The following is a 25,433-nucleotide window of genomic DNA, read 5'->3' on the forward strand; positions in this document are numbered from 1 at the left end:
AAGGGCACCAGGGCCATGACGTATCGAGAGGCTGAGCGAGATTTCTCCTCTTTCGCCTTGCCAGCTTCGCCGTAGCCTGAGACCATGTTGCTCCAAGGCGGGGCCACCGCCCCGTCAGACGCATCGGGCGTTTCGCCGAGAGCGTTTCGCCCGTTGCGTGAAAAACGGAACGGGAGGCAACCATGGCCAATGGCGGCACGAGTCCGAAGGGTCCCCGGTGTATTGCGCTGGTGGGCCCGTTCCAGAGCGGCAAAACCACACTTCTTGAAGCGATTTTGGCGCGCACTGGCGCGATAACACGTCAGGGAACAGTTGAGGCCGGCACCACGGTCGGCGATGCGAGCGCGGAAGCGCGGCATCACAAGATGAGCGTCGAGCTCTCTTTCGCAACGACAAATTATCTCGGCGACGACTACACTTTCATCGATTGCCCGGGCTCGGTCGAGTTCCTGCACGATATGCGCAACGCGCTGCGCGTGTGCGACGCCGCGGTCGTCGTCTGCGAAGCGGACGAGCGCAAAGTCCCGCAGCTGCAACTCATTCTGCGCGAGCTCGAAGACCTCAAGATTCCGCGCATCCTGTTCCTCAACAAGATCGATAAAGCTGACAAGCGCGTCCGCGAGACGCTCACCGTATTGCAGCCGGCGTCGCAGGTGCCGCTCGTGCTGCGGCAGATTCCGATTTGGTCCGGCGAGATCGTAACCGGCTTCGTCGATCTCGCGCTCGAACGCGCGCATGTTTACAAGGAGCACGCACCATCCGAAGTCGTCGATCTCAAGGGCGAGAATCTCGACCGCGAGAAGGAAGCGCGCTTCTCGATGCTCGAAAAGCTTGCGGATCATGACGACGAACTGATGGAGCAGTTGCTCGAGGACATTCCGCCGCCGCGCGACAAAGTCTTCGACGATCTCACCAAGGAATTCGCCGACGGTTTGATCTGCCCCGTCATGATCGGCGTCGCGACGCGGACCAACGGTGTCCAGCGTTTGCTCAAAGCCCTGCGCCACGACATTCCGGGCGCGGCGGAAACAGCGAAGCGCCTCGGCGTTGCGGCGGACGGTGATCCGACCGCTTTCGTCATCAAGACGCTGCATACGGCGCATGGCGGCAAGCTCTCGGTCGCGCGCGTGCTCTCGGGTCAGATCGGCGATGGCTCGACGCTACTCTCACCCGAGCGCGAGGCCGGCCGCGTCTCCGGTGTGTTCAAACTTTCAGGCCAGACCGGAGAGAAGCGCGGCCCCGCGCAGATCGGCGAGACCGTCGGTTTCGGCAAGCTCGACTATGCGCATACGGGTGAAACGCTCTCCGCCGGCAAGCAGGCGCCGGCCGCGCTCGACGCCGGCGTCGCGCATCAGCCCGTGCTGTCGATCGCGGCCTATGCGAAGGATCGCAAGGACGACGTGAAGCTCGGCCAGGCCTTGCAGAAGCTGCAGGAGGAAGACCCGTCGCTCTCGATCGTGCACAACCCGGAAACGCACGAGGTGATCCTTTACGGCCAAGGCGAGATGCATCTGCGCGTCGCGACCGAGCGGCTCGCGCAGCGCTTCGGCGTTTCAATCGGCACACGGCCGCCGACCGTCGGCTATCGCGAGACGATTCGCAAAGGCGCGACGCAGCGCGGCCGCCACAAGAAGCAATCGGGTGGCCACGGCCAGTTCGGCGATGTCGTGCTGGAAATTCAGCCGCAGCCGCGCGGCGCCGGGTTCGCCTTCTCGGAGCGCATCACCGGCGGCGTCGTGCCGCGCAACTACATCCCATCGGTCGAGGAAGGCGTGATCGACGGCCTCAAACACGGGCCACTCGGCTTCCCGGTGGTCGATGTTGCGGTCGCGTTGATCGACGGCTCGTATCACACGGTCGATTCGTCCGACATGGCGTTCCGCACCGCCGGGCGCATCGGTGTTGTCGATGCCTTGCCGCAGTGTCAGCCGGTGCTGCTCGAACCCATCCACCGCGTCGAGATCCATTGTCCGTCCGATGCGCAGGCGAAGGTCAATGCGATCGTCTCCTCGCGGCGCGGCCAATTGCTCGGCTTCGACAGCCGCGAGGGCTGGCCCGGGTGGGATACCGTGCAGGCGATGATGCCGGAAGCCGAGATCGGCGACCTCATCGTCGAACTGCGCTCGGCGACGGCGGGCGTTGCGACTTACGAGACATCCTTCGACCACATGGCTGAGCTGTCGGGACGCCCGGCGGATCAAATCGTCGCGGCGCGCAAAACCGCCGCGTAAGTTTCCTTCACGCGGAAGTTTGGCACCGGAAGCCGCATAGCGGCCATCCGGTGTCTCCGCGCGTGTTGTGAAGCGCGAACGCAGCCGCTAAGAAATTTGCCAACGACAGGGAGCAAACAACAAAAATGACCGCTTACACATCGATCGGCGTCGAGACCCACGGCCATGTCGGCCTCGTCGAAATCCGCAAGCCGCCGCTGAATTTCTTCGACGTCGTCCTCATTCGCGAGATCGGCTCCGCCTTCGATGCGTTCGATGCCGATCCGAACATCCGCGCGACCGTGCTGGCCGCGCAGGGCAAGGTCTTCTGCGCCGGCGCCGATTTCGGCGACGGCCGCGCGCTGAACAACAGCGGACAGCTTGAAGGCAATCTGCCGCAAGGCATCGTCGGCAACCTGTACCAAGAAGCCGTGCGACTTTATCGCCTGAAGAAGCCGATGGTCGGCGCGATCCAGGGTGCGGCGGTCGGCGGCGGCCTCGGCCTCGCCGTGGTGCCGGATTTCCGCGTCGCGGCGCCGGAAGCGCGCTTCTGCGCCAACTTCACACGCCTCGGTTTCCATCCGGGCTTCGGCCTGACGACAACGCTGCCGCGCGTGGTCGGTCATCAGAATGCCGCGCTGATGTTCTACACGTCGCGCCGCTTCACCGGCGAAGAGGCGCAGCGCATGGGCCTTGTCGATGTGCTGGTCCCGCTCGCCGACGTGCGCAAGGAAGCGCTGAAGCTCGCCGCCGAGATCGCCGAGAACTCGCCGCTCGGCACGCTGTCGACGCGCGCGACGATGCGTCAGGGTCTGGCCGACGCGGTCGCCAAGACGACCGATCACGAACTCGCCGAGCAGGACAAGCTGCGCGAGACCGCCGACTTCAAGGAAGGCGTGAAGGCTGTCGCCGAACGCCGCGTGCCGAATTTCGTCGGCCGCTGAAAGTGAGATGCGCTCTTAAGCCCTCTCCCGTTTACGGGAGAGGGTGGCGAGCAACGCGAGCCGGGTGAGGGGAAGTCACAAACACCGCGCTTGTTGATTGCCCTCACCCTGTCCCTCTCCCGCAAGCGGGAGAGGGGACGCTGGAACCGAGCCGCAGCATAGGCGGCGCAGTTTGGAAAGATCGATGACCGAGACAATGAACGGCGCCGAAAGCCTTGTGCGCACGCTGGTGGACGGCGGCGTCAATGTCAGCTTCACCAATCCGGGCACATCCGAAATGCACTTCGTCGCGGCGCTCGATCGCGTCGAAGGCATGCGCTGCATCCTGACGCTGTTCGAAGGCGTCGCGACCGGCGCGGCTGACGGCTACGCGCGCATGGCGGAGAAGCCAGCTTCAACGCTGCTCCATCTCGGTCCCGGTTTGGCGAATGGTCTCGCCAACCTGCACAACGCGAAGAAAGCGTCGACGCCGATGGTCAACATCGTCGGCGATCACGCGACCTATCATCGCGACTACGATGCGCCATTGACTTCGGACATCGAGACGGCCGCAAAGCCGTTCTCAGGTTGGGTGCGCACATCGCCGAATGCGAAGCGCGTTGCGGAAGATGGTGCTGCCGCCGTCGCGGCCGCGCAGAACGCCCCTGGGCAGGTCGCGACGCTGATCCTTCCCGGTGACACCGCATGGGACGAAGGCTCGGGTCCTGCAAAGATTCCCGAAATCCCGACGCGCAAGCGCGTCAGCGAGGAAGCTGTGCGCGCGAGTGCGAAAGCGCTGACTTCGGGTGAGCCCGCGTTGCTGCTACTCGCGGGAGCGGCGCTGAAAGTTCACGGGCTTGAACTTGCCGCGCGCATCGCGGCGAAGACGGGCTGCCGTTTCATGGCGCAGACCTTCAACGCGCGCATGGATCGCGGCGCCGGCTCGATCGCGATTGAGCGCATTCCGTATCCGGTCGATCAGGCGGTAGAGACGCTGAAGGGCCTCAAGCACATCGTCCTCGCGGGCAGCCGCGTTCCAGTCGGCTTCTTTGCCTACCCGAACAAGCCGAGCTTGCTGTCCCCGAAGGATACAGAGTTCACCAAGCTCGCCGAGCTTGAGGAAGATATCGTGCACGCGCTCGAATGGCTCGCCGACGAACTCGGCGCGACGAAGACGCCAATCACCAACAACCAGTATGCGCCGCCGAAAGCCGGCACCGGCAAAATCGGCGCTGCGACGCTGGCGCCGTCGATCGGTGCCCTGATCCCCGAAAACGCGATCGTCGTCGACGAAGGCGTCTCGACCGGCCGCGGCTTTTTCCCGATGACGCAGAGCGCGCATCCGCACGTGTGGCTGCAGAATATGGGCGGCTCGATCGGCATCGGCATGCCGCTGGCGACCGGCGCCGCTGTCGCGTGCCCGGACCGTCCGGTGCTCAATCTCGAGGGCGACGGCTCCGCAATGTACACGATCCAGGCGCTGTGGACGCAGGCGCGCGAACAGCTCAACGTCACGACCGTGATCTTCGCCAATCGCAAATACGCGATCCTGCTCGGCGAACTCGTCAATGTCGGCGCGCAGAATGTCGGCCGCAAAGCGCTCGACATGCTCGACCTCAGCCGTCCGGATTTGAACTTCGTCGATCTCGCGCGCGGCATGGGTGTGCCGGGCGAGCGCGTGACCGATATGGAGAGCTTCAATAAGGCGGTAGCGCACGGGCTTTCGACGCCGGGCCCGTATCTGATCGAAGCGATGATCGATTAAGTCGCGGCTTAGCCGCAAACTCCATCCCTCCCCCGAAGGGGGAGGGTCCGCGCAACGCGCGGGGGTGGGGGTGGCGTTCGTCGGCGCGCGAGATTACCCCACCCGTCCGCCTGCGGCGGACACCCTCCCCGTCTGGTCCCTGCGGGACCCGGGGAGGGATGGTGGGTGACGCGCTGCTCAGCTAAGCCGCCGCCTCATTCACCACGCCGCCGACGATCACGATCGTCGGCTGATCGCTGCCGCGCGGCGCGCTCGCCGCAAGCGCACCAACCGTCGAGAAATCCCAAGCTTCGCCGCGATGCGTGACACCGCGCCCGATGGCGACCGGCGTCTCCGCTGCAGCGCCCTGCTCCAGCAAACGCTGCGACAAAATCGAAAGCGTCTTGGCGCCCATATAAACGACCGTGGTCGCGCGCGGGTCCGCGAGCGCCGCGATGTCGAGGTCCGGCGGCAGTCCGCCGTTTGAGTCATGCCCGGTGACGAACTGCACGCGCTGCGCGATCTGCCGCTGCGTCAGCGAAATGCCGAGCGAAGCCGCCGCCGCGCTCGCCGTTGTGACGCCCGGAATGACGCGGGCTGGGATCTTCTCGGCGCGCAAGGCCGAAAGCTCTTCGCTCGTCCGCCCGAACACGGCCGGGTCGCCACCCTTGAGGCGCACGACGCGGTGGCCGTCCTTCGCGAGCTTCACCAACAGCGCGTTGATGTCGGATTGCGAGACGGTGGCGCCGTGACCTTTCTTGCCGACCAGGATGCGGCGTGCCTCGCGGCGGCCAAGCTCCAGTGCATCGACCGAGACGAGACGATCGTAGACGATGACGTCGGCCGCCTGCAGCTCGCGCACGGCGCGCATCGTCAAAAGCTCCGGATCGCCCGGACCTGCGCCGACGATGATGACCTCGCCGACTTGCGCCGGCGCGTCATCGTTAGCGATGCCGCGCGCGATATCTTCCAGCTTCTCGAGCCGAGCGTCTTCATCCGCTTGTGATACGAACGTCACGTTGACGAAGGCCTCCCAGAAGCGGCGGCGCCCCGCACGCTCCGGCACAATGTCCTTCAAGCGCTTGCGAAATTGCTTCGCGGCCGCCGTCCAAGCACCGAGGCCCTTCGGCAAGACAGCTTCGATCTTACGGCGGATCGCTTGCCCGAGGATCGGCGCGGCCCCGTCGGTCGAAATACCGATGACGACGGGCGCGCGATTGACGATGGTGCCGAACTGAAAATCGCAGGCGTCCGGTTGGTCGATGACATTGACCAGCACGCCCCGGCTCCGCGCCGAAGCGCAGAACTCGTCGCGATCATCGCCACCCTCGGTGATGGCGAGCCAGACATGATCGAAATCGCCGGCGCGCCAGCGGCGCGGCGTCCAATAGATCTCGCGGCCCGAGTCGATCAGCGACGACAACTCGTGGCAGATCTCGTCGGCATAGACTTGGACGATCGCGCCGGCGGCCGAGAACAACTCGGCCTTCCACGCGACCATGTCGCTGCCGCCCGCGATCAGTACGCGCTTGCCGATCAGGTCCATGAAAATCGGCAGTTTCGGCAGCGTCGCGAGGCGCGCCGGCCGTGTCTCCTGCGGGGCGACATATTGGTTCATCACGCGGCTCCGGCGAGAGACTGCGCGGCGGGACCGGGCCCGGTATTCTTGTGGAAGTCCGCACCGTTGCTGGTCTTCGCGACATACTTGCCGCGGATCAGGAAGTTGCCGAAACGCTCGCCCTTCTTGCGTTTCTTTGCATAGGCCGCGAACAGCGGATCGAGCGCCGCAATGATGCCGTCATGCGTGACGTCTTCGGCATAGAGCTTCGACAATCGCTTGCCGGCGAAATCGCCGCCGAGGTAGAGGTTGTATTGCTCGGGCCGCTTTCCGACGAGGCCGATCTCCGCGATGTAGGGGCGCGCGCAGCCGTTTGGGCAGCCCGTCATGCGGATCGTGATTTCGTCTTCGGCAAGCCCGTGGATGGCGAGCCGCTCTTCGAGCGCGGTGACGAGCGTCGGCAGATAGCGCTCGCTCTCCGCAAGCCCGAGGCCGCAAGTTGGCAGCGAGACGCAGGCCATCGCGTTGCGGCGCAGCGCTCCGGTGTGAGCGGTGAGTTTGTATGCGGCGACCAGCGCATCGATCTTGGCGCGGTCTTCGCTGCAGACATTCGCGATGACGACGTTCTGGTTCGCCGTGCAGCGGAATTCGCCATCATGCACTTCGGCGATCTTGCGCAGACCCGCGAGCAGCTGTGGGCCATCCGGAATATCGCGCACGCGGCCGTTCTCGACGAACAGCGTGAGATGATGGCGGCCGTTGTCGCCCTCGGTCCAGCCGTAGCGATCGTAGTTGGCGTCGAACGCGAACGGTCTCGGCGCGCCGAGCTTTTTGCCGATGCGCGTCTCGACCTCGGCGCGATACGCGTCGAGCCCGCGATCTTCGACCGTATATTTCAGCCTCGCGTGTTTGCGGTTGGTGCGATCACCCCAGTCGCGCTGCACGGTAAGCACCGCCTCGCCGACCTTGATGGCATCTTCCGGCGCGCAGAAGCCGAGCACATCAGCGGTGCGCGGATAAGTGTCCGGCTCGCCGTGCGTCATGCCCATGCCGCCGCCGATCGTGACGTTCCAGCCTTCGATCGCGCCCTTCTTGTCGAGGATCGCGATGAAGCCGAGGTCGTGCGCGTAGATGTCGACGTCGTTGTCGGGCGGCACTGCGACGACGGTCTTGAACTTACGCGGCAGGTAGTGCTTGCCGTAAACCGGCTCGTTCTCCGCCTCTTCGCCACCCGCGATCTTTTCGCCGTCGAGCCAAATCTCGCGATACGCGCCGGTTTTCGGCAGCAGATGCGACGAGAGATCGGTCGCGAGCTTATGCGCCGCCGCATGCGCCGTCGTGTGGCGCGGATTGGTCGCCGCCAGGACGTTGCGGTTGACGTCGCCGCAAGCCGCAATGGTGTCGAGCAACGAGGCGTCGATCGCCTTCATCGTCGTCTTGAGGTTTTGCTTGATGACGCCGTGATACTGGAACGTCTGCCGCGTCGTCAGCCGCAGCGTGCCGTTCGCATAGGTGCGCGCAATATTGTCGAGCTGCAGCCACTGCGCCGGCGTCACCACGCCGCCCGGAATACGCAGGCGGATCATGAACGAGAAGGCCTTCTCGAGCTTCTTTTTGGTGCGTTCGGCGCGCAGGTCGCGATCGTCCTGCATATACATGCCGTGGAATTTGACGAGCTGTTGATCGTCTTCCGAGATCGCACCGGTCACGCCGTCGGCGACGCCTTCGGCGAGCGTGCCGCGCAGATAGCGGCTGGCGTCCTTGATATACTCGTTACGTGCGAGGTCTTTTTTCATTGCGATTGACCGAGATCAGTAAACGTCTTGCAGGTAGCGCTTCTCGCGCTCCAGCGTGGTGACGGCGGCTTCGGCGGCGTCTGCCGCGAGCCCCTTCACGTCGGCATATGCGTTGACGAGCGCAGCGCGCACATCCTTCGCCATCGCTTTGGCGTCGCCGCAGACATAGAAATGCGCGCCGCTATCGAGCCAGGCGACGAGATCCTTGCGCTGCTCGAAGATGCGGTGTTGCACGTAGACTTTTTCGGGCGTGTCGCGCGAGAAGGCGAGATCGATGCGATTGAGGGCGCCTTCGCCGAGCGCATCCTGCCATTCGAGCTGGTAGAGGAAATCGTGCGTGAACTGGCGATCGCCGAAGAACAGCCAGTTACGGCCGCTGGCATTCGTCGCGCGGCGCTCCTGCACAAAGGCGCGGAATGGCGCGACGCCGGTGCCCGGCCCGACCATAATGATATCGGTCGCCAGCTGCGGAAGACGGAAATGCTTGTTTGGCTTAACGCGGACGCGCAGCGAGCCGCCGACCTTGAGGCGATCCGCGATATGCGTCGAAGCGACGCCGGTGCGCGTGCGGCCGTGCGTTTCGTAGCGGACGGCCGATACGAGGAGATGCGCTTCTTCTTCGAACTCGCGGCGCGATGACGCGATCGAATAAGCGCGCGGCGGCAGCGGCCGCGTCAGCGCGATCAGCTGTGCGGCGTCGATCTTCGCCGGGAAGGCCTCGATGAGGTCGACGAGCTGGCGATCGACGATCCAGGCTTTTGCCTCGCCCGCATCGATCAGCTTTCGGAGGTCCGCATTGCCGGTCGCGGCCGCGTATTTGTCGAGCGTCGGGAGCGACAGCGTGGTGATATCGCGCTCTTCGTGCAGTGTCTTCGCTAGAGCCTCGTCCCCCTCGAGACCGGCCGCAACCAGCACGGCGGTGACGACAGCGGTATCGTTCGGCGCAAAGACTTCCAGCGAGTCGCCCGGCTCGTAAGCCGGCGCTGGTCCATCAAACTGCAACGCGAGGTGGACGGTTTCCTTCGCGGAGCGCGACGAATTGAGATTGACGTGCTCGATCACCTCGGCGGAGACCGGCTCGCGGCTGACTTCGCCGCCGCCGCGTCCGAAATCCACCGCGACGACGTTGGTCGCTTCCTTCTGCTCCGGCGCAAGCGCTGTGAGCACCGCGCGCGTCCAATCGGCGGCCGGCTTGTCGAAGTCGAGATCGCAATCGACACGGTCGGCAACGCGCTGGCCGCCGAGCGCTTCGAGACGCGCATCGAGGGCTTTGCCGATGCCGCAGAACTCCACATAGGCGCTGTCGCCGAGCGAGAGCACCGAGAAGCGCGTGCCGGCAAGCTTCGGCGCCGCGTCGCTCATGAGTTCGTTATAGGCGCGGACGGCGCGGGCCGGCGGCTCGCCCTCGCCCCAGGTCGCCGCAATGACCAGCAACGCGCTCTCTTTCGCGAGCGTCGCGATATCGAGGTCGGCGAAATCGATCACGCGCGGCTTGAAGCCGGATTTCTTGGCGAGCTTCGCGGCGCCATGCGCCAGCGCTTCGGAATTCCCGGATTCGCTCGCGAACAGAATGGTGAGCGGCACGGCCTTCTGCGGGGCCGCAACCTCCGCCGTTGGCGGATTGGCGGCGCGGTCGAGGCCGGCGAGGAAGCCGGAGAGCCAGGCGCGCTGCAGCGGCGTTGCAGCCCCGAGCACGCGATCTAGCTGCTCGCGATGTTCGAGTTCGAAGGGCGCAGTTTGCGGCAGCAGCTCGGCATTTGGCATGCCCGGAATGTCTGTCTGGACCCGCTCCAAGTCAACGAAAATGTTCTTTATGAAGAACGCGAGAAGGCGATGGTTTTATGCGCTCGCGGCAGCTTTACGAGAAAAGGATTTCCCTTGAGCCGGATCGCCGCGTCCGGAGAGCCGTTCGCCACTACGGTCGGCGTCGGGAGTCTGCTGACTGATATATCCGGCATTTCCCGTCAAACGAGCACGAATTCCCGCATTCCCGGAAAGAAAATTTTGCCCGTTGCAAAAAAATCTTGCCGCAAGCTTCTGTCTCCGAGGCTCCCGGCTCGGCCAATAATCCCGTCGTCAGTGTCGCCTATCGGCAAACGATATTCTTTTTGAGGACCTTTCGAGTGCCTTTTGGGTTGCTCCAACAGGGTGTTGCGCCGCAATACAGCCTTGACGTCGTTCGTTTTGACGAACAATCTTTGGTCGAACTCTAAAAGCTTTGACGTCCGTTATGAGTCCCATAGTCCCATCCCAAGCCGGCGCATTGGCCGAGCACATCGATTCTCTCCTGCGGCCCCTGAGCTTGCCTGAGCGCCTCCGCGCGGCACGCGACGCCGTCGAGGGCCGGATCGTGTTCACGACCAGCTTCGGCATCGAGGACCAGGTGATCACCCACGCGATCGCCGAGGCGGATGTCGCAATCGATATCGTCACGCTCGATACCGGCCGCCTGTTCCCCGAGACCCATGACGTCTGGGCGGCGACCGAGGAGCGCTACCGCCGCCATATCGACGTTCTGGCGCCGAAGACCGACGCCCTCGAAGCGCTGGTCGCCGCGGACGGCATCAACGGCTTCCGCCAATCACGCGAGGCAAGGACGCGCTGCTGCGGCGTGCGTAAGGTCGAGCCGCTCGCTCGGGCGCTGGCCGGCGCCGCCGGTTGGGTAACGGGTCTGCGCGGCGATCAGTCGGCCTACCGCGCCGCGACGCCGTTCGCAGCATTCGATGCGGCACAGGGCCTGATCAAGATCAATCCACTGGCGGACAAGACGCGCGACGAAGTCGCGGCCTACGTCGCCTACAACGAGATTCCCTACAACGCGCTGCACGATCGCGGCTTCCCGTCGATCGGCTGCGCGCCCTGTACCCGCGCCGTGCGTCTTGGCGAAGACGAGCGGGCTGGGCGCTGGTGGTGGGAAAACGACGGCAAGAAAGAGTGCGGTTTGCACACGCGGCAGGACGTGTCGCGGGTGAAGGAAAGCGTATGATTATGACGGCAACAAAAATTGACGAGGCCGCGGCTCAAACGGAAGCCCGGCGCACCCACCTCGATCATCTCGAGGCGGAGAGCATCCATATTTTCCGCGAGATCGCGGCCGAGTGCCGTAACCCGGTTCTCCTGTATTCGATCGGCAAAGATTCGTCCGTGCTGCTGCATTTGGCGCGCAAGGCGTTTTATCCGGAGCCGATTCCGTTCCCGCTTTTGCACATCGATACGACGTGGAAGTTCCGCGAGATGATCTCGTTCCGCGATCAGCAGGCGCGCGATCTCGGTCTCGATCTGCTGGTGCACACCAATCAGGACGGCGTCGCGGAAGGCATTAATCCGATCACGCACGGCTCGGAACACTACACCGACGTGATGAAGACGCAGGCGCTGCGTCAGGCGCTCGACAAGCATCGCTTCGATGCCGCGATCGGCGGCGCGCGCCGCGACGAAGAGAAGTCGCGCGCGAAGGAGCGCATCATCTCGCTGCGCAATGCGCATCACCGCTGGGACCCGAAGCGCCAACGGCCGGAGCCGTGGCGCGTCTACAATCTGCGCAAGCGGCATGGCGAAAGCTTCCGCGTGTTCCCGCTGTCGAACTGGACCGAACTCGACGTGTGGCTGTATCTCGCGCGCGAGAAGATCCCGCTGGTGCCGTTGTATTTTGCGAAGCCCCGCCCGGTCGTCGAGCGTGATGGTTTGCTCATCGTCGTCGATGACGAGCGTTTGCCGCTGCGCTCTGGCGAGAAGCCGGTCGAGCGCACGGTCCGTTTCCGCACGCTCGGCTGCTACCCACTCACCGGAGCGGTCGAGAGCGAAGCCACGACGTTACCGGAGGTGATTGCCGAAACGCTACTCAGCCGCACTTCGGAACGTCACGGCCGCGCTATCGATCACGATGGGTCTGGCTCGATGGAGCGCAAGAAGCAGGAAGGATACTTCTGATGTCCGCACCTGCTCTCGCTCAGAAAGCCGACGCCATCTTCGCTGCGCATGCGCAGAAGGACGTGCTGCGCTTCATCACCTGCGGTTCGGTCGACGACGGTAAGTCGACGCTGATCGGCCGCTTGCTGCACGATAGCCATCAGCTACTCGACGATCAGCTCATCACGCTTAAACGTGACTCCAAGCGCAGTGGATCCGCGCAGGAAGGCGTCGACTATTCGCTGCTCGTCGATGGACTTGCGGCCGAGCGCGAGCAGGGCATCACGATCGATGTCGCGTATCGCTTCTTCTCGACCGAGAAGCGTTCGTTCATCGTCGCCGACACCCCGGGCCACGAACAATACACGCGCAACATGGCGACCGCGGCGTCGACCGCCGAACTCGCCGTGCTGCTCGTCGATGCACGCAAAGGCCTAACGCGGCAGACGCGCCGCCATAGCCTGCTCGTCTCGCTGCTTGGCGTGCGCCGCATCGTGCTCGCGATCAACAAGATGGATCTCATTGGCTGGTCGGAGACGGCCTACGCGAAGCTGATGGAAGACTATCGCGCATTCGCCGAACCGCTCGGCTTTGCCGAGATTCAAGGCATCCCGCTTTCCGCGCTGAACGGCGACAACGTTGTTGCGCCCGCCGTTGCAGCGTCTTGGTACGAAGGACCGACCCTCATGCATTTCCTCGAGAATGTCGCGGTCGAAGCATCGCTCGACGCCGCGTTTCGTCTGCCGGTGCAGCGTGTTGTCCGTCACAAGGACGGTGCGCGCGGGTACGCCGGCATGGTTGCGGCGGGCAGCATCGCGGTCGGCGATACGGTCGGTATTCTGCCGTCCGGCGGGCGCAGTGTTGTCACTCGCATCTCGACTTTCGACGGCGATCTCCCGCGCGCCGAGCGCGGACAGTCGATCACGCTGAGCGTCGTCGACGAATTCGACATTTCGCGCGGCGATATTCTGAGTGATCCCGCCAACGCGCCGCGCGTCGCCGAGACATTGACGGCGCGCGTCTTTTGGGTCGCCGAGACCGCGCTGGAACCCGGCGCACGCCTCAACGTTAAGGTCGGCACGGTATCGGGAGCCGCCATCGTCGAGGACATCGTGAGCACGATCGACCTTGAAACGTTGACGGCAAATCCTGCTACAGTGCTGGAGCGGAACGCGATCGGCGATGTGCGCCTGGCGTTCGACCGGTCAATCGCTTTCGACGCTTATAAGAACAATCGCGACACCGGCAGTTTGATCCTGATCGATCCTGCAACCCACGACACCGTGGGCATGGCGCTGATTCAAAACGTCTGAATTTTACGCAAGGAGTCGTTCGATGAAGACTGCTATCGCCCTAAGTGTGCCCGCAATCGAGCGTGTGCGCGAAGCCGCCGCGAAATTGTTGCCGAGCGTGATCGCCGCCGCCTGCATGCTGCTGATCGCGACCGTCGCCTTCGGGCAGACGCAGTTGCTCAACGTCAGCTACGACCCGACGCGCGAACTCTATCGCGATCTCAACGAAGCTTTTGCGGCGCAATGGAAGAAGCAGACCGGCGAGACGGTGACGATCCGCGCATCGCACGGCGGCTCCGGCCGTCAGGCGCGCTCGGTGATCGATGGCCTTCCGGCCGACGTGGTGACGCTCGCGCTTGCCGCCGACATCGATGAAATCGCCAAATTGACGAAGAAGCTTCCGGCCGATTGGCAGAAGCGTCTGCCGAAGAATTCGTCGCCCTATACGTCGACGATCGTCTTTGTCGTGCGCAAGGGAAATCCGAAAGGCATCAAGGACTGGGACGATCTCGTGAAGCCCGGCATCCAGGTGATCACGCCGAATCCGAAAACCTCAGGCGGCGCGCGCTGGAATTATCTGGCGGCTTGGGGCTACGCGCTCGACAAGACGAAAGACGAAGCGAAGGCGGAGGCTTTCGTCGCCGCTCTCTTCAAGAACGTGCCGGTTCTCGACACCGGCGCGCGCGGCTCGACGACGACCTTCGCGCAGCGCGGCATCGGCGACGTCGCGATCTCGTGGGAGAACGAGGCGTTTTTGATCCAGAAGGAATTCGGCGAGGACAAATTCGACATCGTCGTGCCGCCGACGTCGATTCTGGCCGAGCCCCCGGTTGCGCTCGTCGACGCCAACGTCGATCAGAAGGGCACGCGCAAAGCTGCGCAGGCGTATCTCGACTTCCTCTATACGCCGGACGCACAGGCGATCATCGCGAAGCACTTCTATCGCCCGCAGCATCCGGAGCATGCCGCGAAAGCGGATATTGACCGGCTGCCGAAGATCGAGCTGTTCACGATCGATAGCGTCTTCGGCGGTTGGGAAAAGGCTCAGGCGAAGCACTTCGCGGATGGCGGCGTGTTCGATGCGATTCTGAAGAAGAATCGCTAAACGATGAGCGTCGCGGCAACCAGCATCGCTGCGCCACGACGCGCCTTGCGCTTGCGCCGTCCCTCGGCTCTGCCGGGGTTCGGCCTCGCGCTCGGCTACACGCTGTTCTACCTCGGGCTGATCGTCATTATCCCGCTCGCCGCGCTCGTGCTGCGCGCGTCCTCGATCGGCTTCTCCGGGCTCATCAATATCGCGACCGACGAACGCGTCGCCGCCGCACTCAAAGTTTCCTTCGGGCTTTCGTTTGCGGCCGCTGCAGTCGACACGATTTTCGGACTGCTGATCGCCTGGGTGATGGTTCGCTATCGATTTCCGGGCCGCAAACTGCTCGACGCCGCGATCGATCTTCCCTTCGCGCTGCCGACGGCCGTCGCCGGTATCGCGCTCGCCGCGCTCTATGCGCCGAACGGCTGGATCGGAAGCCTGTTCAATTTCCCGATCGCCTTCACGCCACTCGGTATTTTCATTGCGCTGGTGTTCGTCGGCCTGCCCTTCGCGGTCCGCACCGTCGAGCCGCTGATCGCCGATATCGATCGCGAGCTCGAAGAAGCTGCCGCAACGCTCGGCGCCAGCCGCACGCGCGCGATCTTCACCGTGCTGCTGCCGCCGCTGATTCCCGCCATGCTTACTGGATTCGCGCTCGCCTTCGGCCGCGCGGTCGGCGAATACGGCTCGGTCATCTTCATCGCCGGCAACAAGCCGTATATCTCCGAGATCGCGCCGCTGCTGATCATCGTGAAGCTCGAAGAGTTCAACTACACGGGCGCGACGGCCATCGCGACCATCATGCTGGCGATCTCATTCGTCACGCTGCTGGCTATCAACCTCCTGCAAGCCTACAGCCGGCGGAGGTTCGGTCATGTCTGATCGTACATCGCGGGTCACGTCAGAAACGCTGATTGTCCGCATCGTTTTGATCGCGATCGCGGTCGCATTCCTCGCGCTGTTCTTGCTGCTGCCGCTCGCGGCCGTTTTCGTCGAAGCGTTCCGCAAAGGCGCCGCGATCTATTTCGAGTCGCTCGTCGAGCCCGACGCGATCGAAGCGATCAAACTCACACTCACGGTCGCGGCGATCGCGGTGCCACTCAACGTCGTCTTCGGCATTGCGGCCTCGTGGGCGATCGCAAAATTCGACTTCCCCGGTAAGAGCCTCTTGATCACGTTGATCGACCTGCCCTTCTCGGTCTCGCCCGTGGTCTCCGGCCTCGTCTTCGTATTGCTGTTCGGTGCGCAAGGTCTGCTCGGCCCGTGGCTGAACTCGCACAATCTGCAGATCATCTTCGCCCTGCCCGGCATTGTTCTCGCGACCGTGTTCGTGACCTTCCCGTTCGTCGCGCGCGAACTCATTCCGCTGATGCAGGAGCAAGGCCGAAGCGATGAAGAAGCCGCGCTCACGCTCGGCGCTTCGGGCCTTCGCACATTCCTCACCGTCACGCTGCCGAACATCCGTTGGGCGTTGTTGTACGGCGTCCTGCTCTGTAACGCGCGCGCGATGGGCGAATTCGGTGCCGTCGCGGTGGTGTCAGGGCACATCCGCGGTTTGACAAATACAATGCCGCTTCATGTGGAGATTCTCTACAATGAGTATAACTTCGTCGCTGCCTTTGCGGTCGCCTCGCTCCTTGCCTTCCTGGCCATCGTCACCCTCGCGGCCAAATCCGTCCTCGAGTGGCGATACGGCGACGCTATCGCGGGACGAGGCGCGCATTGATCATGGGGTCGACTTGGACATTCGCGTCACCGGCATCGTCAAGGAATTCGGCGACACGGCCGCGTTGCGCGATGTCGGGCTGGACGTTCGCTCCGGCGAGTTGATGGCGCTGCTCGGGCCGTCCGGCTCGGGCAAGACGACGCTGTTGCGTGTGATTGCCGGGCTGGAGATTGCCGAGCGCGGCAAGATCTTCTTCGGCGGCCAGGACGCGACCCGCCTCAGCGTGCAGCAGCGCCAGGTCGGATTCGTCTTTCAACATTACGCGCTGTTCCGCCACCTCTCGGTCGCCGACAACATCGCTTACGGCCTGCGCGCGCGCCCGCGCCATCGCCGCCCCGGCAGCGCCGAGATCAAGAAGCGTGTCGACGATCTGCTCGACCTCGTGCAGCTCGGCGGCTTGCAGAAGCGTTTCCCGGCGCAGCTCTCTGGCGGTCAGCGCCAGCGTGTCGCCCTCGCCCGCGCGCTCGCGGTCGAGCCGCGTGTGCTGCTGCTCGACGAACCGTTCGGCGCGCTCGACGCACGTGTGCGTAAGGATTTGCGCCGCTGGCTGCGCGAGATCCACCACAAGACCAATCAGACGACGATCTTCGTCACGCACGATCAGGACGAAGCGCTGGAGCTCGCCGATCGCGTCGCCATCCTCAACCAAGGCAGGATCGAACAAGTCGGTACGCCGGACGAGATTCAGGACAACGCGGCATCGCCGTTCGTCATGAGCTTCGTCGGCGACGCCGCGAAATTCGATGCACGGTCGTCGTCGGGCCGCGTGTTCGTCGGCGAGAAGACCGTCGATGTCGGCGCGAAGGTTCCGGACTCGGAGAAGATCGCGCTCTATTCGCGGCCGTGGCAGCTGCGGTTGGCCGCGCCGGGTGAGGGCCATCTCGACGGCACCGTGCACGCGACGCGGCGCGCCGGACGGCACTACGTCGTCACCGCCGAAGCCAACGGCGAGTTGATCGATATCGAATCGCAGCACGCGCCGGCCGACGGCACGCGCGTCGGCATCATCATCGATAGCGGGCGGGTTTTCGCGGGTTAAAGCTCGGCGCGGATCTTCGCACGCAAAGCATCGATCGGCGTCAGGCCTTTGGCGCCTTCGTCGACATGCCAGAAGGTCCAGCCATTACAGGCTTCCAAGCCTTGCGCCGCAGCGCCGAGGCGATGGATCGAGCCGACTTGCTGACCGATCGAGATCGCACCGTCCGCGCGCACCAGTGCGATGTGGCGGCGTTTCGAGTCCGTGAGCTGAGCACCGGCCGAGACGAGGCCGCGCTCGATCAACGCCGAGAACGGAACACGCGGGGCTTCGCGCGCGGTGACAAAAGTCGCCAGCGTTGCTTCCGGCAGCGGCTCGATCGCCGCGATCCGCTGACGTGCGGCTTCCGCGTAGGTCTTGTCGCGCTCGATGCCGATGAAATTACGGCCAAGCTTTTTCGCCATCGCACCGGTCGTGCCTGAGCCGAAGAACGGATCGAGCACCGTATCGCCAGGACGCGATGAGGAGAGCAGAACGCGCGCGAGCAGTTGCTCGGGCTTCTGCGTCGGATGAACTTTCTTGCCGTCGTCGCCCTTGAGGCGCTCGTCGCCGGTGCAGAGCGGGATGACCCAGTCCGACCGCGCCTGCACGTCTTCGTTGGCGGCTTTCAGCGCTTCATAGTTGAACGTGTATTTCTTCGCATTCGGGTCGCGCGCGGCCCAGATCATGGTCTCGTGCGCGTTGGTGAAGCGGCGGCCGCGGAAGTTCGGCATCGGGTTGGTCTTGCGCCACACGATGTCGTTGAGAATCCAGAAGCCGAGATCCTGCAGGATCGTGCCGACGCGGAAGATGTTGTGATACGAGCCGATCACCCAGAGGGTGGCGGACGGCTTCATCGCGCGGCGCGCGGCGAGCAGCCAGGCGCGCGTGAAGGCGTCGTAGTGCTCGAAGCTGGCGAATTGGTCCCACGCATCGTCGACCGCATCGACGGCCGAATCGTCGGGGCGCTTCAGATCGCCCTTGAGCTGAAGGTTGTACGGCGGATCCGCGAACACGAGATCGACCGAACCGGCCGGCAAACGGGACATCTCGGCGATGCAATCGCCATTGATGATCTGGCCCGCAGACTCGGCCTCAAGAATCGTTCGGGGCGCCCGACTGGACGCCCCACGACGCGACACACCCATACGCAATACTCAACAAAGAGGGGACGCGAACGTCGGGTACGCGATACCAGGCCCCGACACGAGCGAGATTGCCCGCCTCAGGTAAAGATCGACTTAAATTCGAGCAAATTTTCGGAAGGAAACTTTATGGTAAATCAAGGGTTAAGCTGCTGCCGCGGCGCCGCCGCAATGCGCCCTCACAGTCGCGGCGCACGGTACGGAACCGCCGTTGTGGATTTTGCTGTCCGCGCCCGTTATGAGTGCGGTGCAAGCGGGGAGTTGGGACGATGCGCTGGGAAGATTTCCGGCAGAGCGACAATGTCGAAGACTATCGCGGCCAGGACACCAGCGGCGGTAGCCCAGGCGGCGGCATCATTCCGGGCGGTCCCGGCGGTCTCGGCATCGGCGGCGTTCTGGTGCTCGGTCTTCTCGGCTGGGCGCTCGGCATCGACCCGCGCATTCTGATCTCGGGCGCCGAAGTTCTCACCGGCGGACAGAGCCAATACCAGCAGGAAGCCTCGCGCACCCGGCAGTTGCCGCGCGGCCAGACGCCGACCGACGAGCAGGGCCGTTTCGTCCGCGCCGTGCTCGGTGACACCGAGGATCAGTGGAAGATCCTCTTCGAGAAGGCCGGCAAACGCTACGAAGAGCCGAAGCTGCGCATCTTCTCGGGACAAATGCCGTCCGCCTGCGGACGCGCACAGTCCGCGATGGGCCCGTTCTACTGCCCGAACGACAAATCGATCTATCTCGATACGTCCTTCTTCCGCGATCTCGAAGTCCGCTTCCGTGGCTGTGAAACCGGCAGCCGCGCCTGCCGCTTCGCGCAGGCTTACGTAATCGCGCACGAAGTCGGTCACCACGTGCAGTTCATCCTCGGCATCCTGCCGCAAGTGCAGAACATGCAGCGCGGCATGGACAAGACGCAGGCAAACCGTATGCAGGTGCGTGTCGAACTGCAGGCCGATTGCTTCGCCGGCGTCTGGGCGTATCACTCGAATCAGAAGTGGCGCACGATCGACGACAACGACATCGCGGCGGCACTCCGTACGGCCGCGGCGATCGGCGACGATCGTTTGCAGAAGCAGAGCCAGGGCACTGTCGTGCCGGAAAGCTTCACGCATGGTTCGTCCGCGCAGCGTCAGCGCTGGTTCTCGACCGGCTTCAAGAGCGGCTCGATTGCGGCCTGCAACACATTCAAGACGGATGACGTCTGAGGCCTGATGCCCGGCATCGACGAGACGCGTAATTTCGTTCCGCTCAAGATCGCGGTACTCACCGTATCGGACACGCGCGTCGCGGCGGACGACAAATCGGGCGCGACCCTTGCGGAGCGGATCGAGAAAGCAGGTCACGCTGTCGCCGCGCGCGACATCGTTCACGACGATGTCGAAGCGATTCGCAGCGTGATGCGCCGCTTCATCGACGACCCGAAGATCGATATCGTGATCTCGACCGGCGGCACCGGTTTCACGGGCCGCGATGTTACGCCGGAAGCCGTTGAGCCGCTGTTCGAAAAGCGGATGGATGGTTTCTCGATCGCGTTTCACATGATCAGCCACGCCAAGATCGGCTCGTCGACGATCCAGTCGCGCGCGACCGCGGGCGTTGCGAATTCGACCTTCATCTTCTGCGTGCCGGGTTCGCCCGGCGCATGCCGCGATGCGTGGGACGAGATCCTCGTCCACCAGCTCGATTATCGTTATCGGCCTTGCAACTTCGTCGAGTTGATGCCGCGCCTCGACGAACATCTGCGCCGCCCGAAAGCAAAAGGCGCGACGGCCTGATTGAGAAACTTACTCCGCCCTCATCCTGAGGAGCCGCGAAGCGGCGTCTCGAAGGATGGGCGGCCTCGTCCTTCGAGACGCATCGCTGCGCGATGCTCCTCAGGATGAGGCCGAGAGGGCTCCGCAAAAGAAAACGCGCCCGCAAGGACAGCCCGCGAGCGCGTCGTTCAGGTCCGCTGCAACTTACGAGAAATACTGTCCGCCGTTTGCCGACAGCGTCGAGCCCGTGATGAAGCCCGCGTCATCCGACGCGAGAAACACGACGGCGCGTGCGATTTCTTCCGGCTCGCCGAGGCGGCCGACCGGAATCTGCGGCACGATGCGCTCCGCTAAAACTTTCGGATCGATCGCGCGCACCATCTCGGTGCCGATGTAACCCGGCGCGATAACATTCACCGTGATGCCGGCGCGGGCGCCTTCCTGCGCGAGCGCTTTGGTGAAGCCGATATCGCCCGCCTTCGCGGCCGAATAGTTCGCCTGGCCGGCTTGGCCCTTCTGGCCGTTGATCGACGAGATGTTGACGATGCGCCCGAACTTGCGGTCGCGCATGCCGTTCCAAACCGGATGCGTCATGTTGAAGAGGCCGGTGAGATTGGTGTCGATGACTTCCTTCCACATCTGCGGCGTCATCTTGTGGAACATCGCGTCGCGCGTGATGCCGGCATTGTTGACCAGGATCTCGACCGGGCCGAGATCGGCCTCGACCTGCTTGATGCCGGCCGCGCATGCTTCGTAATTGCCGACGTCCCACTTGTAGACGTTCACGCCGGTCTCGGACTTGAATTTCTGCGCCGCTTCGTCGTTGCCCGCGTAGCTTGCTGCGACTTTGTAGCCCTTGTCTTTCAGGGCCTTTGAAATGGCGGCACCGATGCCGCGTGTTCCGCCGGTGACAACTGCAACGCGTGACATAATCAATCTCCCTAATCAGGACCTATTGGGGCTGGCTGCCGATGGTCCTTAGGCCAAGTGTGAACAAAAATACCCGGACGCCGCAAGCACCCGATGACAAAAACATATGTGTCTATTTCAGTTCGCGCCGCACGCAAAGCGCTTTGCGCACGCGTGTTCGCGGCACTGCAAAAAAACAAAAAGCCGGACAGCGCGAACGCTGCCCGGCTCTTCGGAAACAATAGACGTGTTTAGCGCTCGACGCAGAGCGCGATACCCATGCCGCCGCCGATGCACAGCGTGGCGAGACCCTTCTTCGCGTCGCGCTTTTCCATCTCGTGAAGCAGCGTGACGAGAACGCGAGCACCTGAGGCGCCGATCGGGTGACCGATCGCGATCGCGCCGCCATTGACGTTGACCTTCGCGGGATCCCAGCCGAGGTCCTTGTTCACGGCGCAAGCTTGCGCAGCGAAAGCCTCGTTGGCTTCGACGAGGTCGAGATCTTCGATCTTCCAGCCGGCTTTCTTCAGCGCGGCGCGCGACGACGGGATCGGACCCGTGCCCATGATCGACGGATCGACGCCGGCCTGCGCCCACGAGACGATGCGGGCCAAAACTTTCTTGCCTTGCTTTGCGGCATCGCTGGCGCGCATGAGAACGAGCGCCGCGGCGCCGTCGTTGATGCCTGATGCGTTGGCGGCCGTCACCGTACCGTCCTTCGAGAAGGCCGGGCGGAGCTTCGCGATGCCGTCGACCGTGACGCCGGCCTTCGGGTATTCGTCGGTGTCGACGACGATGTCGCCCTTGCGGCCCTTGATCGTGACCGGAGCGATCTCGTCCTTGAACTTGCCGGCCTTCTGCGCGGCCTCGGCCTTGTTCTGCGACGCCGTCGCGAACTCGTCCTGCTGGCTGCGGGTGATCTGATACTTGGTCGCGACGTTCTCGGCGGTCGTGCCCATGTGGTAGCCGTTGAAGGCGTCCCACAGGCCGTCCTTGATCATCGTGTCGACGAGTTCGAGCGAGCCCATCTTGGTGCCGCCACGCAGATACTGCGCGTGCGGGGCCATGCTCATCGATTCCTGGCCGCCCGCGACGACGATATCGGAATCGCCGTTGAGCAGCGCCTGATAGCCGAGCGCGACGGTGCGCAGGCCCGAGCCGCACAGCTGGTTGACGCCCCAGGCCGGGCTCTCGACCGGAATGCCGGCCGCAATCGAAGCCTGACGCGCCGGGTTCTGACCCTGACCGGCGGTGAGGATCTGGCCCATGATGACTTCGGAGACCTGACCGCCTTCGACACCGGCGCGCTTCATCGCCTCCTGGATCGCGACCTTGCCGAGCTCATGCGCCGGCAGCGTTGCGAATGCGCCGTTGAACGCGCCGACCGGAGTGCGTGCCGCGCCTACGATGACGATGTCGTCTCTCATTGTGAACTCCTCGGCGCCAGCGATGGGCGCATGAACCGTGCGATTGCTTGGATGATCGGGGCCGGCCTTCTCGCGGGCGCGTCGTTCCCTGCCATCTTGGTTATCACATCGGCAACGCGCGACAAGGCCGCAATCGATGCGCCGCGAAGCGCTCCTATGCGCAGCCGGCGCGTCACGATTTGTGACGAACGCGGCGGTCGAAGCTGTCGGAGTAGAGACCTGCGAAGTTTTCGCTGCGGGTATTCGGCGCAGCATTTGCGGCAGCTTTCTCGCTCGCGCTTGCGAGACGTATCGATTTTCGTGCGAAACGTAACGGCAAACTTAATTGCTGCGGCGCACCAATAAAGCATGCGCAAACCTGTTTGCGGCTCCGCAACAAAATCGCTAGCGACACCGCGACAAATCCGCTTATGCTGCGCAGCATGGACGCTTGGGCAGTGCAGCAAGCGACTAAGTCTCCGAAGCCATCTCGACGCGTAGGAAGCAAAATGACGAAGTCCGACGAACCGGTGACGATTAAGAAATACGCCAACCGGCGCCTCTACAACACCGGCACGAGTACTTACGTCACGTTGGAAGATCTCGCTTCCATGGTGAAGGGCGGCGAAAATTTCGTTGTCTATGACGCGAAGAGCGGGGACGACATCACGCGTTCGGTGCTCGCGCAAATCATCTTCGAGCAGGAGAACAAGGAAGGGCAGAACCTCCTCCCGGTGAACTTCCTGCGCCAGCTCATCAGCTTCTATGGCGACCAGATGCAGATGCTGGTCCCACGCTATCTCGAAGTCTCGATGGACTCGCTCTCCAAAGAGCAGGAGAAGTTCCGCGGCCAGATGACTCAGGCTTTCGGCATCAGCCCCTTCGGCGGCATGGAAGAACAGGTGCGGCGCAACATGGAGATGTTCCAGCGCGCCATGACGATGTTCTCGCCGTTCAACGCGGCCGGCCGCGCCGCTGGCGCCGCCCTCGCCGCGAAGGATGACAAGGCCGCAAAGACCGAGAAGGAAAGCTCGCCGGACGACATCGACGGCCTCAAGCGTGAGTTGCAGGAAATGCAACGTAAGCTTGAGCGTCTAACGGCGGATAAGCAGTAAGGGGCGCGGAGCATTTTCAAGTGAAGTGGACACCGGTTCACGTCAAGAAAATGCGACCACTCAAAACAGAGCCCCGCTTCGACTTTGTCGAAGCGAAATAGGCTCCGTCGGATCAGCCGACGGCCGCACGCTTTTCGAAGCCTGCAAGCCACGGGCGATCCGAAGACGCGAGCCCGACGAGTTCGCCCTGCAGATAGTGACAGCCAAAGCCGGTCAGCAATTTCGCGGTCGGCTCGTCCTGTACCCATTCGGCGATCGTCTTCAACCCAAGCGAGTGACCAAGCCAGATCATCGCGTTGGCGAATGCGCGATCGTCGGCCGAGCGCGAGAGGTTCTGCACGAACGCGCCATCGATCTTGATCACGTCGACGCCGAGCAGGCGCAGATTGCGGAACGACGTATAGCCCGAACCGAAATCGTCGATCGCGATCTTGCAGCCGAGATCCTTCACGCGCGTGACGAAGCCACGCACGTCTTCGACATTCTGCATAGCGGTGGTTTCGGTGATCTCGACGGTGAGGCGCTGGCCGGCGCCGGGGTTGGCGCGCAGCAGCGAGCGCAGCGTATCCCACCATTGTGCATCGCCGACCGACAGCGCCGAGACGTTGAGCGTCAGGTTGATGTCGCGCGATTCGGTCAGTTCGCTGACGACGAGTTCAACCAGACGCTGATCGATGAGGCGAATGAGCCCGAGCTTCTCGGCGATCGGAATGATCGCGCCGGCCGAAGCAATGGAGCCGTCCGCGCGCGTGACGCGCGTCAGGCATTCGTACATGTCGGGAAGGCGCGTGATGCCGTTGACGATCGGCTCGAAGGCAAGGTGGAAACGGCGCTCGTTGAGAGCTGCGACGATCTCGTCCGTCGCGGCCAGCGACTTGCGGCGCAGCGCGTCACGCTCGAGGTTCGGCCGATAGGCGAGGAACGAGCCGGGGCCTTTGGATTTTTTAGCGGTCGCCAGCGTGTCCTGCGCGCGCTCGATGATATCGAGAGCCTCGCGTCCATGACGCGGGATCGAAACGCCTGCGATCGTCACGGTGACGGCGGCCGAGCCGGCCGGTGTCTCGATGATGTGTTCGCCGACGCCGGAGATCAGGCGCTGCGCGGCAGCATCCATCTCGGCGAGTTTGCAGTTCTGCAGCAACAGTCCGAATTTGTTGCCCGAGAAGCGGCCCAGCACGTCGCCGGCACGCAGGCGTTCGCGCAAGCGTTTGGCAACGGCCGCGATGACTTGATCGGCGTTCTGGAATCCGAGCGACTCGTTGATCAGCGAGAGATTGTCGATCGCGACCAGCATGAAAGCGCAGGAGCGATTGATGCGCGCAGCGTCCGCGGCGGCGGCGGAGACCAGCTCCATCAGATGCCAGCGATTGGCTTCGCCGGTGAGCGCATCGAATTTCGAAAGGCGAACGAGGTTCTGTTCGCGCTTGTGGTTCTCGGTGACGACGCGTACGACACCGTGCGCATGCGACGGACGTCCGTCCATGCCCACGAACCAGCGGCCGCGATCTTCGATCCAGAGTTCGACGCCGACTTCGGGCGTCAGCAGGTAAACGACTTCATACGGCACACCGGCGTCATCGGCGACACGGCCGGACTGCATCACGGCGTCATACGGCGTCGAGGCATTGGAGGCGCAGAGGTAGCGCGCGTAATTGCGGCCGGACGTGATCTCGGAGGGATCGATCGTCAAGACGTTGGCGGCGTTGCGATCCCAGCGGATCGCGTCGGTCCGAAGGTCCCATTCGTAAGCCGCGAATCCGACCGAGGAGAGAATCTCGGCGCTTTTCGGTTCGGTTTGCTGCGCAGCCATCGCTGCACCGACCGGCTTATCGTTTAACGAATGCTGC

The 25,433-nt window shown here is 63.6% G+C and carries 20 protein-coding genes and 1 pseudogene; 13 read left to right on the forward strand and 8 right to left on the reverse strand.

Annotation, left to right across the window (positions count from 1 at the left end; all coding sequences use genetic code 11):
- The first annotated feature begins 182 nt into the window (after positions 1-182).
- The 3 genes from GJW30_RS04100 to GJW30_RS04110 all read left to right on the forward strand — a co-directional run bounded on the left by GJW30_RS04100 (position 183) and on the right by GJW30_RS04110 (position 4,898).
- Positions 183-2,231, forward strand: coding sequence for an elongation factor G (locus GJW30_RS04100; RefSeq protein ID WP_096351975.1), 2,049 nt, complete (start codon positions 183-185; stop codon positions 2,229-2,231).
- Positions 2,232-2,356: 125 nt separating this feature from the next.
- Positions 2,357-3,154 carry an enoyl-CoA hydratase/isomerase family protein gene (locus GJW30_RS04105; protein ID WP_096351979.1) on the forward strand — a complete coding sequence of 266 codons (798 nt, stop codon included), beginning with the start codon at positions 2,357-2,359 and terminating at the stop codon, positions 3,152-3,154.
- 196 nt (positions 3,155-3,350) lie between these two features.
- A complete protein-coding gene (locus tag GJW30_RS04110; protein WP_096351982.1) occupies positions 3,351-4,898 on the forward strand; it encodes an acetolactate synthase large subunit in 1,548 nt (515 codons plus the stop codon).
- 181 nt (positions 4,899-5,079) lie between these two features.
- On the opposite strand, the gene cysG is transcribed toward GJW30_RS04110, so the two are convergent.
- The 3 genes and pseudogenes from cysG to GJW30_RS04125 all read right to left on the reverse strand — a co-directional run bounded on the left by cysG (position 5,080) and on the right by GJW30_RS04125 (position 9,995).
- Complete coding sequence (gene cysG / locus GJW30_RS04115) at positions 5,080-6,495, reverse strand: siroheme synthase CysG (RefSeq protein ID WP_096351985.1); 1,416 nt, start codon at positions 6,493-6,495, stop codon at positions 5,080-5,082.
- A pseudogene (locus tag GJW30_RS04120) lies at positions 6,495-8,219 on the reverse strand (NADPH-dependent assimilatory sulfite reductase hemoprotein subunit); the annotation flags it as partial. The gene cysG and the pseudogene GJW30_RS04120, both read right to left, overlap by 1 nt.
- 27 nt (positions 8,220-8,246) lie before the next feature.
- Positions 8,247-9,995: a diflavin oxidoreductase gene (locus GJW30_RS04125; protein ID WP_096351991.1), complete on the reverse strand. Its 1,749-nt coding sequence runs from the start codon at positions 9,993-9,995 to the stop codon at positions 8,247-8,249.
- A 466-nt stretch (positions 9,996-10,461) separates the two neighbouring features.
- On the opposite strand from GJW30_RS04125, the gene GJW30_RS04135 reads away from it, so the two are divergent.
- The 7 genes from GJW30_RS04135 (at position 10,462) to GJW30_RS04165 (ending at position 17,287) form a co-directional block, all read left to right on the forward strand.
- Positions 10,462-11,217, forward strand: a complete 756-nt coding sequence (locus GJW30_RS04135) for a phosphoadenylyl-sulfate reductase (RefSeq protein WP_096351997.1) — start codon at positions 10,462-10,464, stop codon at positions 11,215-11,217.
- 2 nt (positions 11,218-11,219) lie between these two features.
- Complete coding sequence (gene cysD, locus GJW30_RS04140) at positions 11,220-12,161, forward strand: sulfate adenylyltransferase subunit CysD (RefSeq protein ID WP_096352000.1); 942 nt, start codon at positions 11,220-11,222, stop codon at positions 12,159-12,161.
- Positions 12,161-13,453: a sulfate adenylyltransferase subunit 1 gene (locus GJW30_RS04145; protein ID WP_096352003.1), complete on the forward strand. Its 1,293-nt coding sequence runs from the start codon at positions 12,161-12,163 to the stop codon at positions 13,451-13,453. The genes cysD and GJW30_RS04145 overlap by 1 nt, the downstream gene beginning before the upstream one ends.
- A gap of 115 nt (positions 13,454-13,568) precedes the next feature.
- A complete protein-coding gene (locus tag GJW30_RS04150) occupies positions 13,569-14,537 on the forward strand; it encodes a sulfate ABC transporter substrate-binding protein (RefSeq protein ID WP_245408732.1) in 969 nt (322 codons plus the stop codon).
- A 3-nt stretch (positions 14,538-14,540) separates the two neighbouring features.
- Positions 14,541-15,404, forward strand: coding sequence for a sulfate ABC transporter permease subunit CysT (gene cysT, locus GJW30_RS04155; RefSeq protein WP_096352009.1), 864 nt, complete (start codon positions 14,541-14,543; stop codon positions 15,402-15,404).
- Positions 15,397-16,248: a sulfate ABC transporter permease subunit CysW gene (gene cysW, locus GJW30_RS04160; protein WP_096352012.1), complete on the forward strand. Its 852-nt coding sequence runs from the start codon at positions 15,397-15,399 to the stop codon at positions 16,246-16,248. The genes cysT and cysW overlap by 8 nt, the downstream gene beginning before the upstream one ends.
- 13 nt (positions 16,249-16,261) lie before the next feature.
- A complete protein-coding gene (locus GJW30_RS04165) occupies positions 16,262-17,287 on the forward strand; it encodes a sulfate/molybdate ABC transporter ATP-binding protein (RefSeq protein ID WP_096352015.1) in 1,026 nt (341 codons plus the stop codon).
- Here GJW30_RS04165 and GJW30_RS04170 read toward each other — a convergent pair.
- Positions 17,284-18,411 (reverse strand): site-specific DNA-methyltransferase, encoded by a 1,128-nt coding sequence (locus tag GJW30_RS04170; RefSeq protein WP_096352018.1) that lies wholly within the window; start codon positions 18,409-18,411, stop codon positions 17,284-17,286. The two genes, GJW30_RS04165 and GJW30_RS04170, sit on opposite strands and share 4 nt — an antisense overlap.
- A 266-nt stretch (positions 18,412-18,677) precedes the next feature.
- Between GJW30_RS04170 and ypfJ the strand changes: the two genes are divergently transcribed.
- A complete protein-coding gene (ypfJ, locus tag GJW30_RS04175) occupies positions 18,678-19,607 on the forward strand; it encodes a KPN_02809 family neutral zinc metallopeptidase (protein WP_096352020.1) in 930 nt (309 codons plus the stop codon).
- Between the two features lie 6 nt (positions 19,608-19,613).
- Entirely contained in the window at positions 19,614-20,177 is a 564-nt protein-coding gene (gene moaB, locus GJW30_RS04180) for a molybdenum cofactor biosynthesis protein B (RefSeq protein WP_096352023.1), read from the forward strand.
- A gap of 183 nt (positions 20,178-20,360) precedes the next feature.
- Here the strand turns inward: moaB and phbB are convergent, their stop codons facing one another.
- From phbB to GJW30_RS22520, 3 genes are all read right to left on the reverse strand, one after another.
- Positions 20,361-21,086: a beta-ketoacyl-ACP reductase gene (gene phbB, locus GJW30_RS04185; protein ID WP_096352026.1), complete on the reverse strand. Its 726-nt coding sequence runs from the start codon at positions 21,084-21,086 to the stop codon at positions 20,361-20,363.
- Between the two features lie 230 nt (positions 21,087-21,316).
- A complete protein-coding gene (locus tag GJW30_RS04190; protein ID WP_096352028.1) occupies positions 21,317-22,492 on the reverse strand; it encodes an acetyl-CoA C-acetyltransferase in 1,176 nt (391 codons plus the stop codon).
- Positions 22,493-22,664: 172 nt separating this feature from the next.
- On the reverse strand, positions 22,665-22,916 hold the full coding sequence (locus tag GJW30_RS22520) for a hypothetical protein (RefSeq protein WP_130364742.1): 252 nt from the start codon (positions 22,914-22,916) through the stop codon (positions 22,665-22,667).
- 64 nt (positions 22,917-22,980) lie between these two features.
- Between GJW30_RS22520 and phaR the strand changes: the two genes are divergently transcribed.
- Positions 22,981-23,586 carry a polyhydroxyalkanoate synthesis repressor PhaR gene (gene phaR, locus GJW30_RS04195; RefSeq protein ID WP_096352031.1) on the forward strand — a complete coding sequence of 202 codons (606 nt, stop codon included), beginning with the start codon at positions 22,981-22,983 and terminating at the stop codon, positions 23,584-23,586.
- A gap of 112 nt (positions 23,587-23,698) precedes the next feature.
- Here phaR and GJW30_RS04200 read toward each other — a convergent pair whose 3' ends face one another.
- Entirely contained in the window at positions 23,699-25,396 is a 1,698-nt protein-coding gene (locus GJW30_RS04200; protein ID WP_096352034.1) for a bifunctional diguanylate cyclase/phosphodiesterase, read from the reverse strand.
- Between the last annotated feature and the right edge of the window lie 37 nt (positions 25,397-25,433).

Origin of the sequence: Variibacter gotjawalensis (assembly GCF_002355335.1) — a bacterium.
Lineage (GTDB): Bacteria > Pseudomonadota > Alphaproteobacteria > Rhizobiales > Xanthobacteraceae > Variibacter > Variibacter gotjawalensis.

Excerpts from the sequence above, each read along its gene's own strand:
- GJW30_RS22520 (WP_130364742.1), bottom strand. The coding sequence starts at position 22,916 with ATGCTGCGCAGCATAAGCGGATTTGTCGCGGTGTCGCTAGCGATTTTG.
- ypfJ (WP_096352020.1), top strand. The coding sequence starts at position 18,678 with ATGCGCTGGGAAGATTTCCGGCAGAGCGACAATGTCGAAGACTATCGC.
- phaR (WP_096352031.1), top strand. The coding sequence starts at position 22,981 with ATGACGAAGTCCGACGAACCGGTGACGATTAAGAAATACGCCAACCGG.
- GJW30_RS04170 (WP_096352018.1), bottom strand. The coding sequence starts at position 18,411 with ATGGGTGTGTCGCGTCGTGGGGCGTCCAGTCGGGCGCCCCGAACGATT.
- GJW30_RS04145 (WP_096352003.1), top strand. The coding sequence starts at position 12,161 with ATGTCCGCACCTGCTCTCGCTCAGAAAGCCGACGCCATCTTCGCTGCG.
- GJW30_RS04135 (WP_096351997.1), top strand. The coding sequence starts at position 10,462 with ATGAGTCCCATAGTCCCATCCCAAGCCGGCGCATTGGCCGAGCACATC.
- GJW30_RS04105 (WP_096351979.1), top strand. The coding sequence starts at position 2,357 with ATGACCGCTTACACATCGATCGGCGTCGAGACCCACGGCCATGTCGGC.
- cysT (WP_096352009.1), top strand. The coding sequence starts at position 14,541 with ATGAGCGTCGCGGCAACCAGCATCGCTGCGCCACGACGCGCCTTGCGC.
- GJW30_RS04200 (WP_096352034.1), bottom strand. The coding sequence starts at position 25,396 with ATGGCTGCGCAGCAAACCGAACCGAAAAGCGCCGAGATTCTCTCCTCG.
- GJW30_RS04100 (WP_096351975.1), top strand. The coding sequence starts at position 183 with ATGGCCAATGGCGGCACGAGTCCGAAGGGTCCCCGGTGTATTGCGCTG.
- GJW30_RS04110 (WP_096351982.1), top strand. The coding sequence starts at position 3,351 with ATGAACGGCGCCGAAAGCCTTGTGCGCACGCTGGTGGACGGCGGCGTC.
- GJW30_RS04125 (WP_096351991.1), bottom strand. The coding sequence starts at position 9,995 with ATGCCAAATGCCGAGCTGCTGCCGCAAACTGCGCCCTTCGAACTCGAA.
- cysW (WP_096352012.1), top strand. The coding sequence starts at position 15,397 with ATGTCTGATCGTACATCGCGGGTCACGTCAGAAACGCTGATTGTCCGC.
- phbB (WP_096352026.1), bottom strand. The coding sequence starts at position 21,086 with ATGTCACGCGTTGCAGTTGTCACCGGCGGAACACGCGGCATCGGTGCC.
- GJW30_RS04150 (WP_245408732.1), top strand. The coding sequence starts at position 13,569 with ATGCTGCTGATCGCGACCGTCGCCTTCGGGCAGACGCAGTTGCTCAAC.
- cysD (WP_096352000.1), top strand. The coding sequence starts at position 11,220 with ATGACGGCAACAAAAATTGACGAGGCCGCGGCTCAAACGGAAGCCCGG.
- moaB (WP_096352023.1), top strand. The coding sequence starts at position 19,614 with ATGCCCGGCATCGACGAGACGCGTAATTTCGTTCCGCTCAAGATCGCG.
- GJW30_RS04190 (WP_096352028.1), bottom strand. The coding sequence starts at position 22,492 with ATGAGAGACGACATCGTCATCGTAGGCGCGGCACGCACTCCGGTCGGC.
- cysG (WP_096351985.1), bottom strand. The coding sequence starts at position 6,495 with ATGAACCAATATGTCGCCCCGCAGGAGACACGGCCGGCGCGCCTCGCG.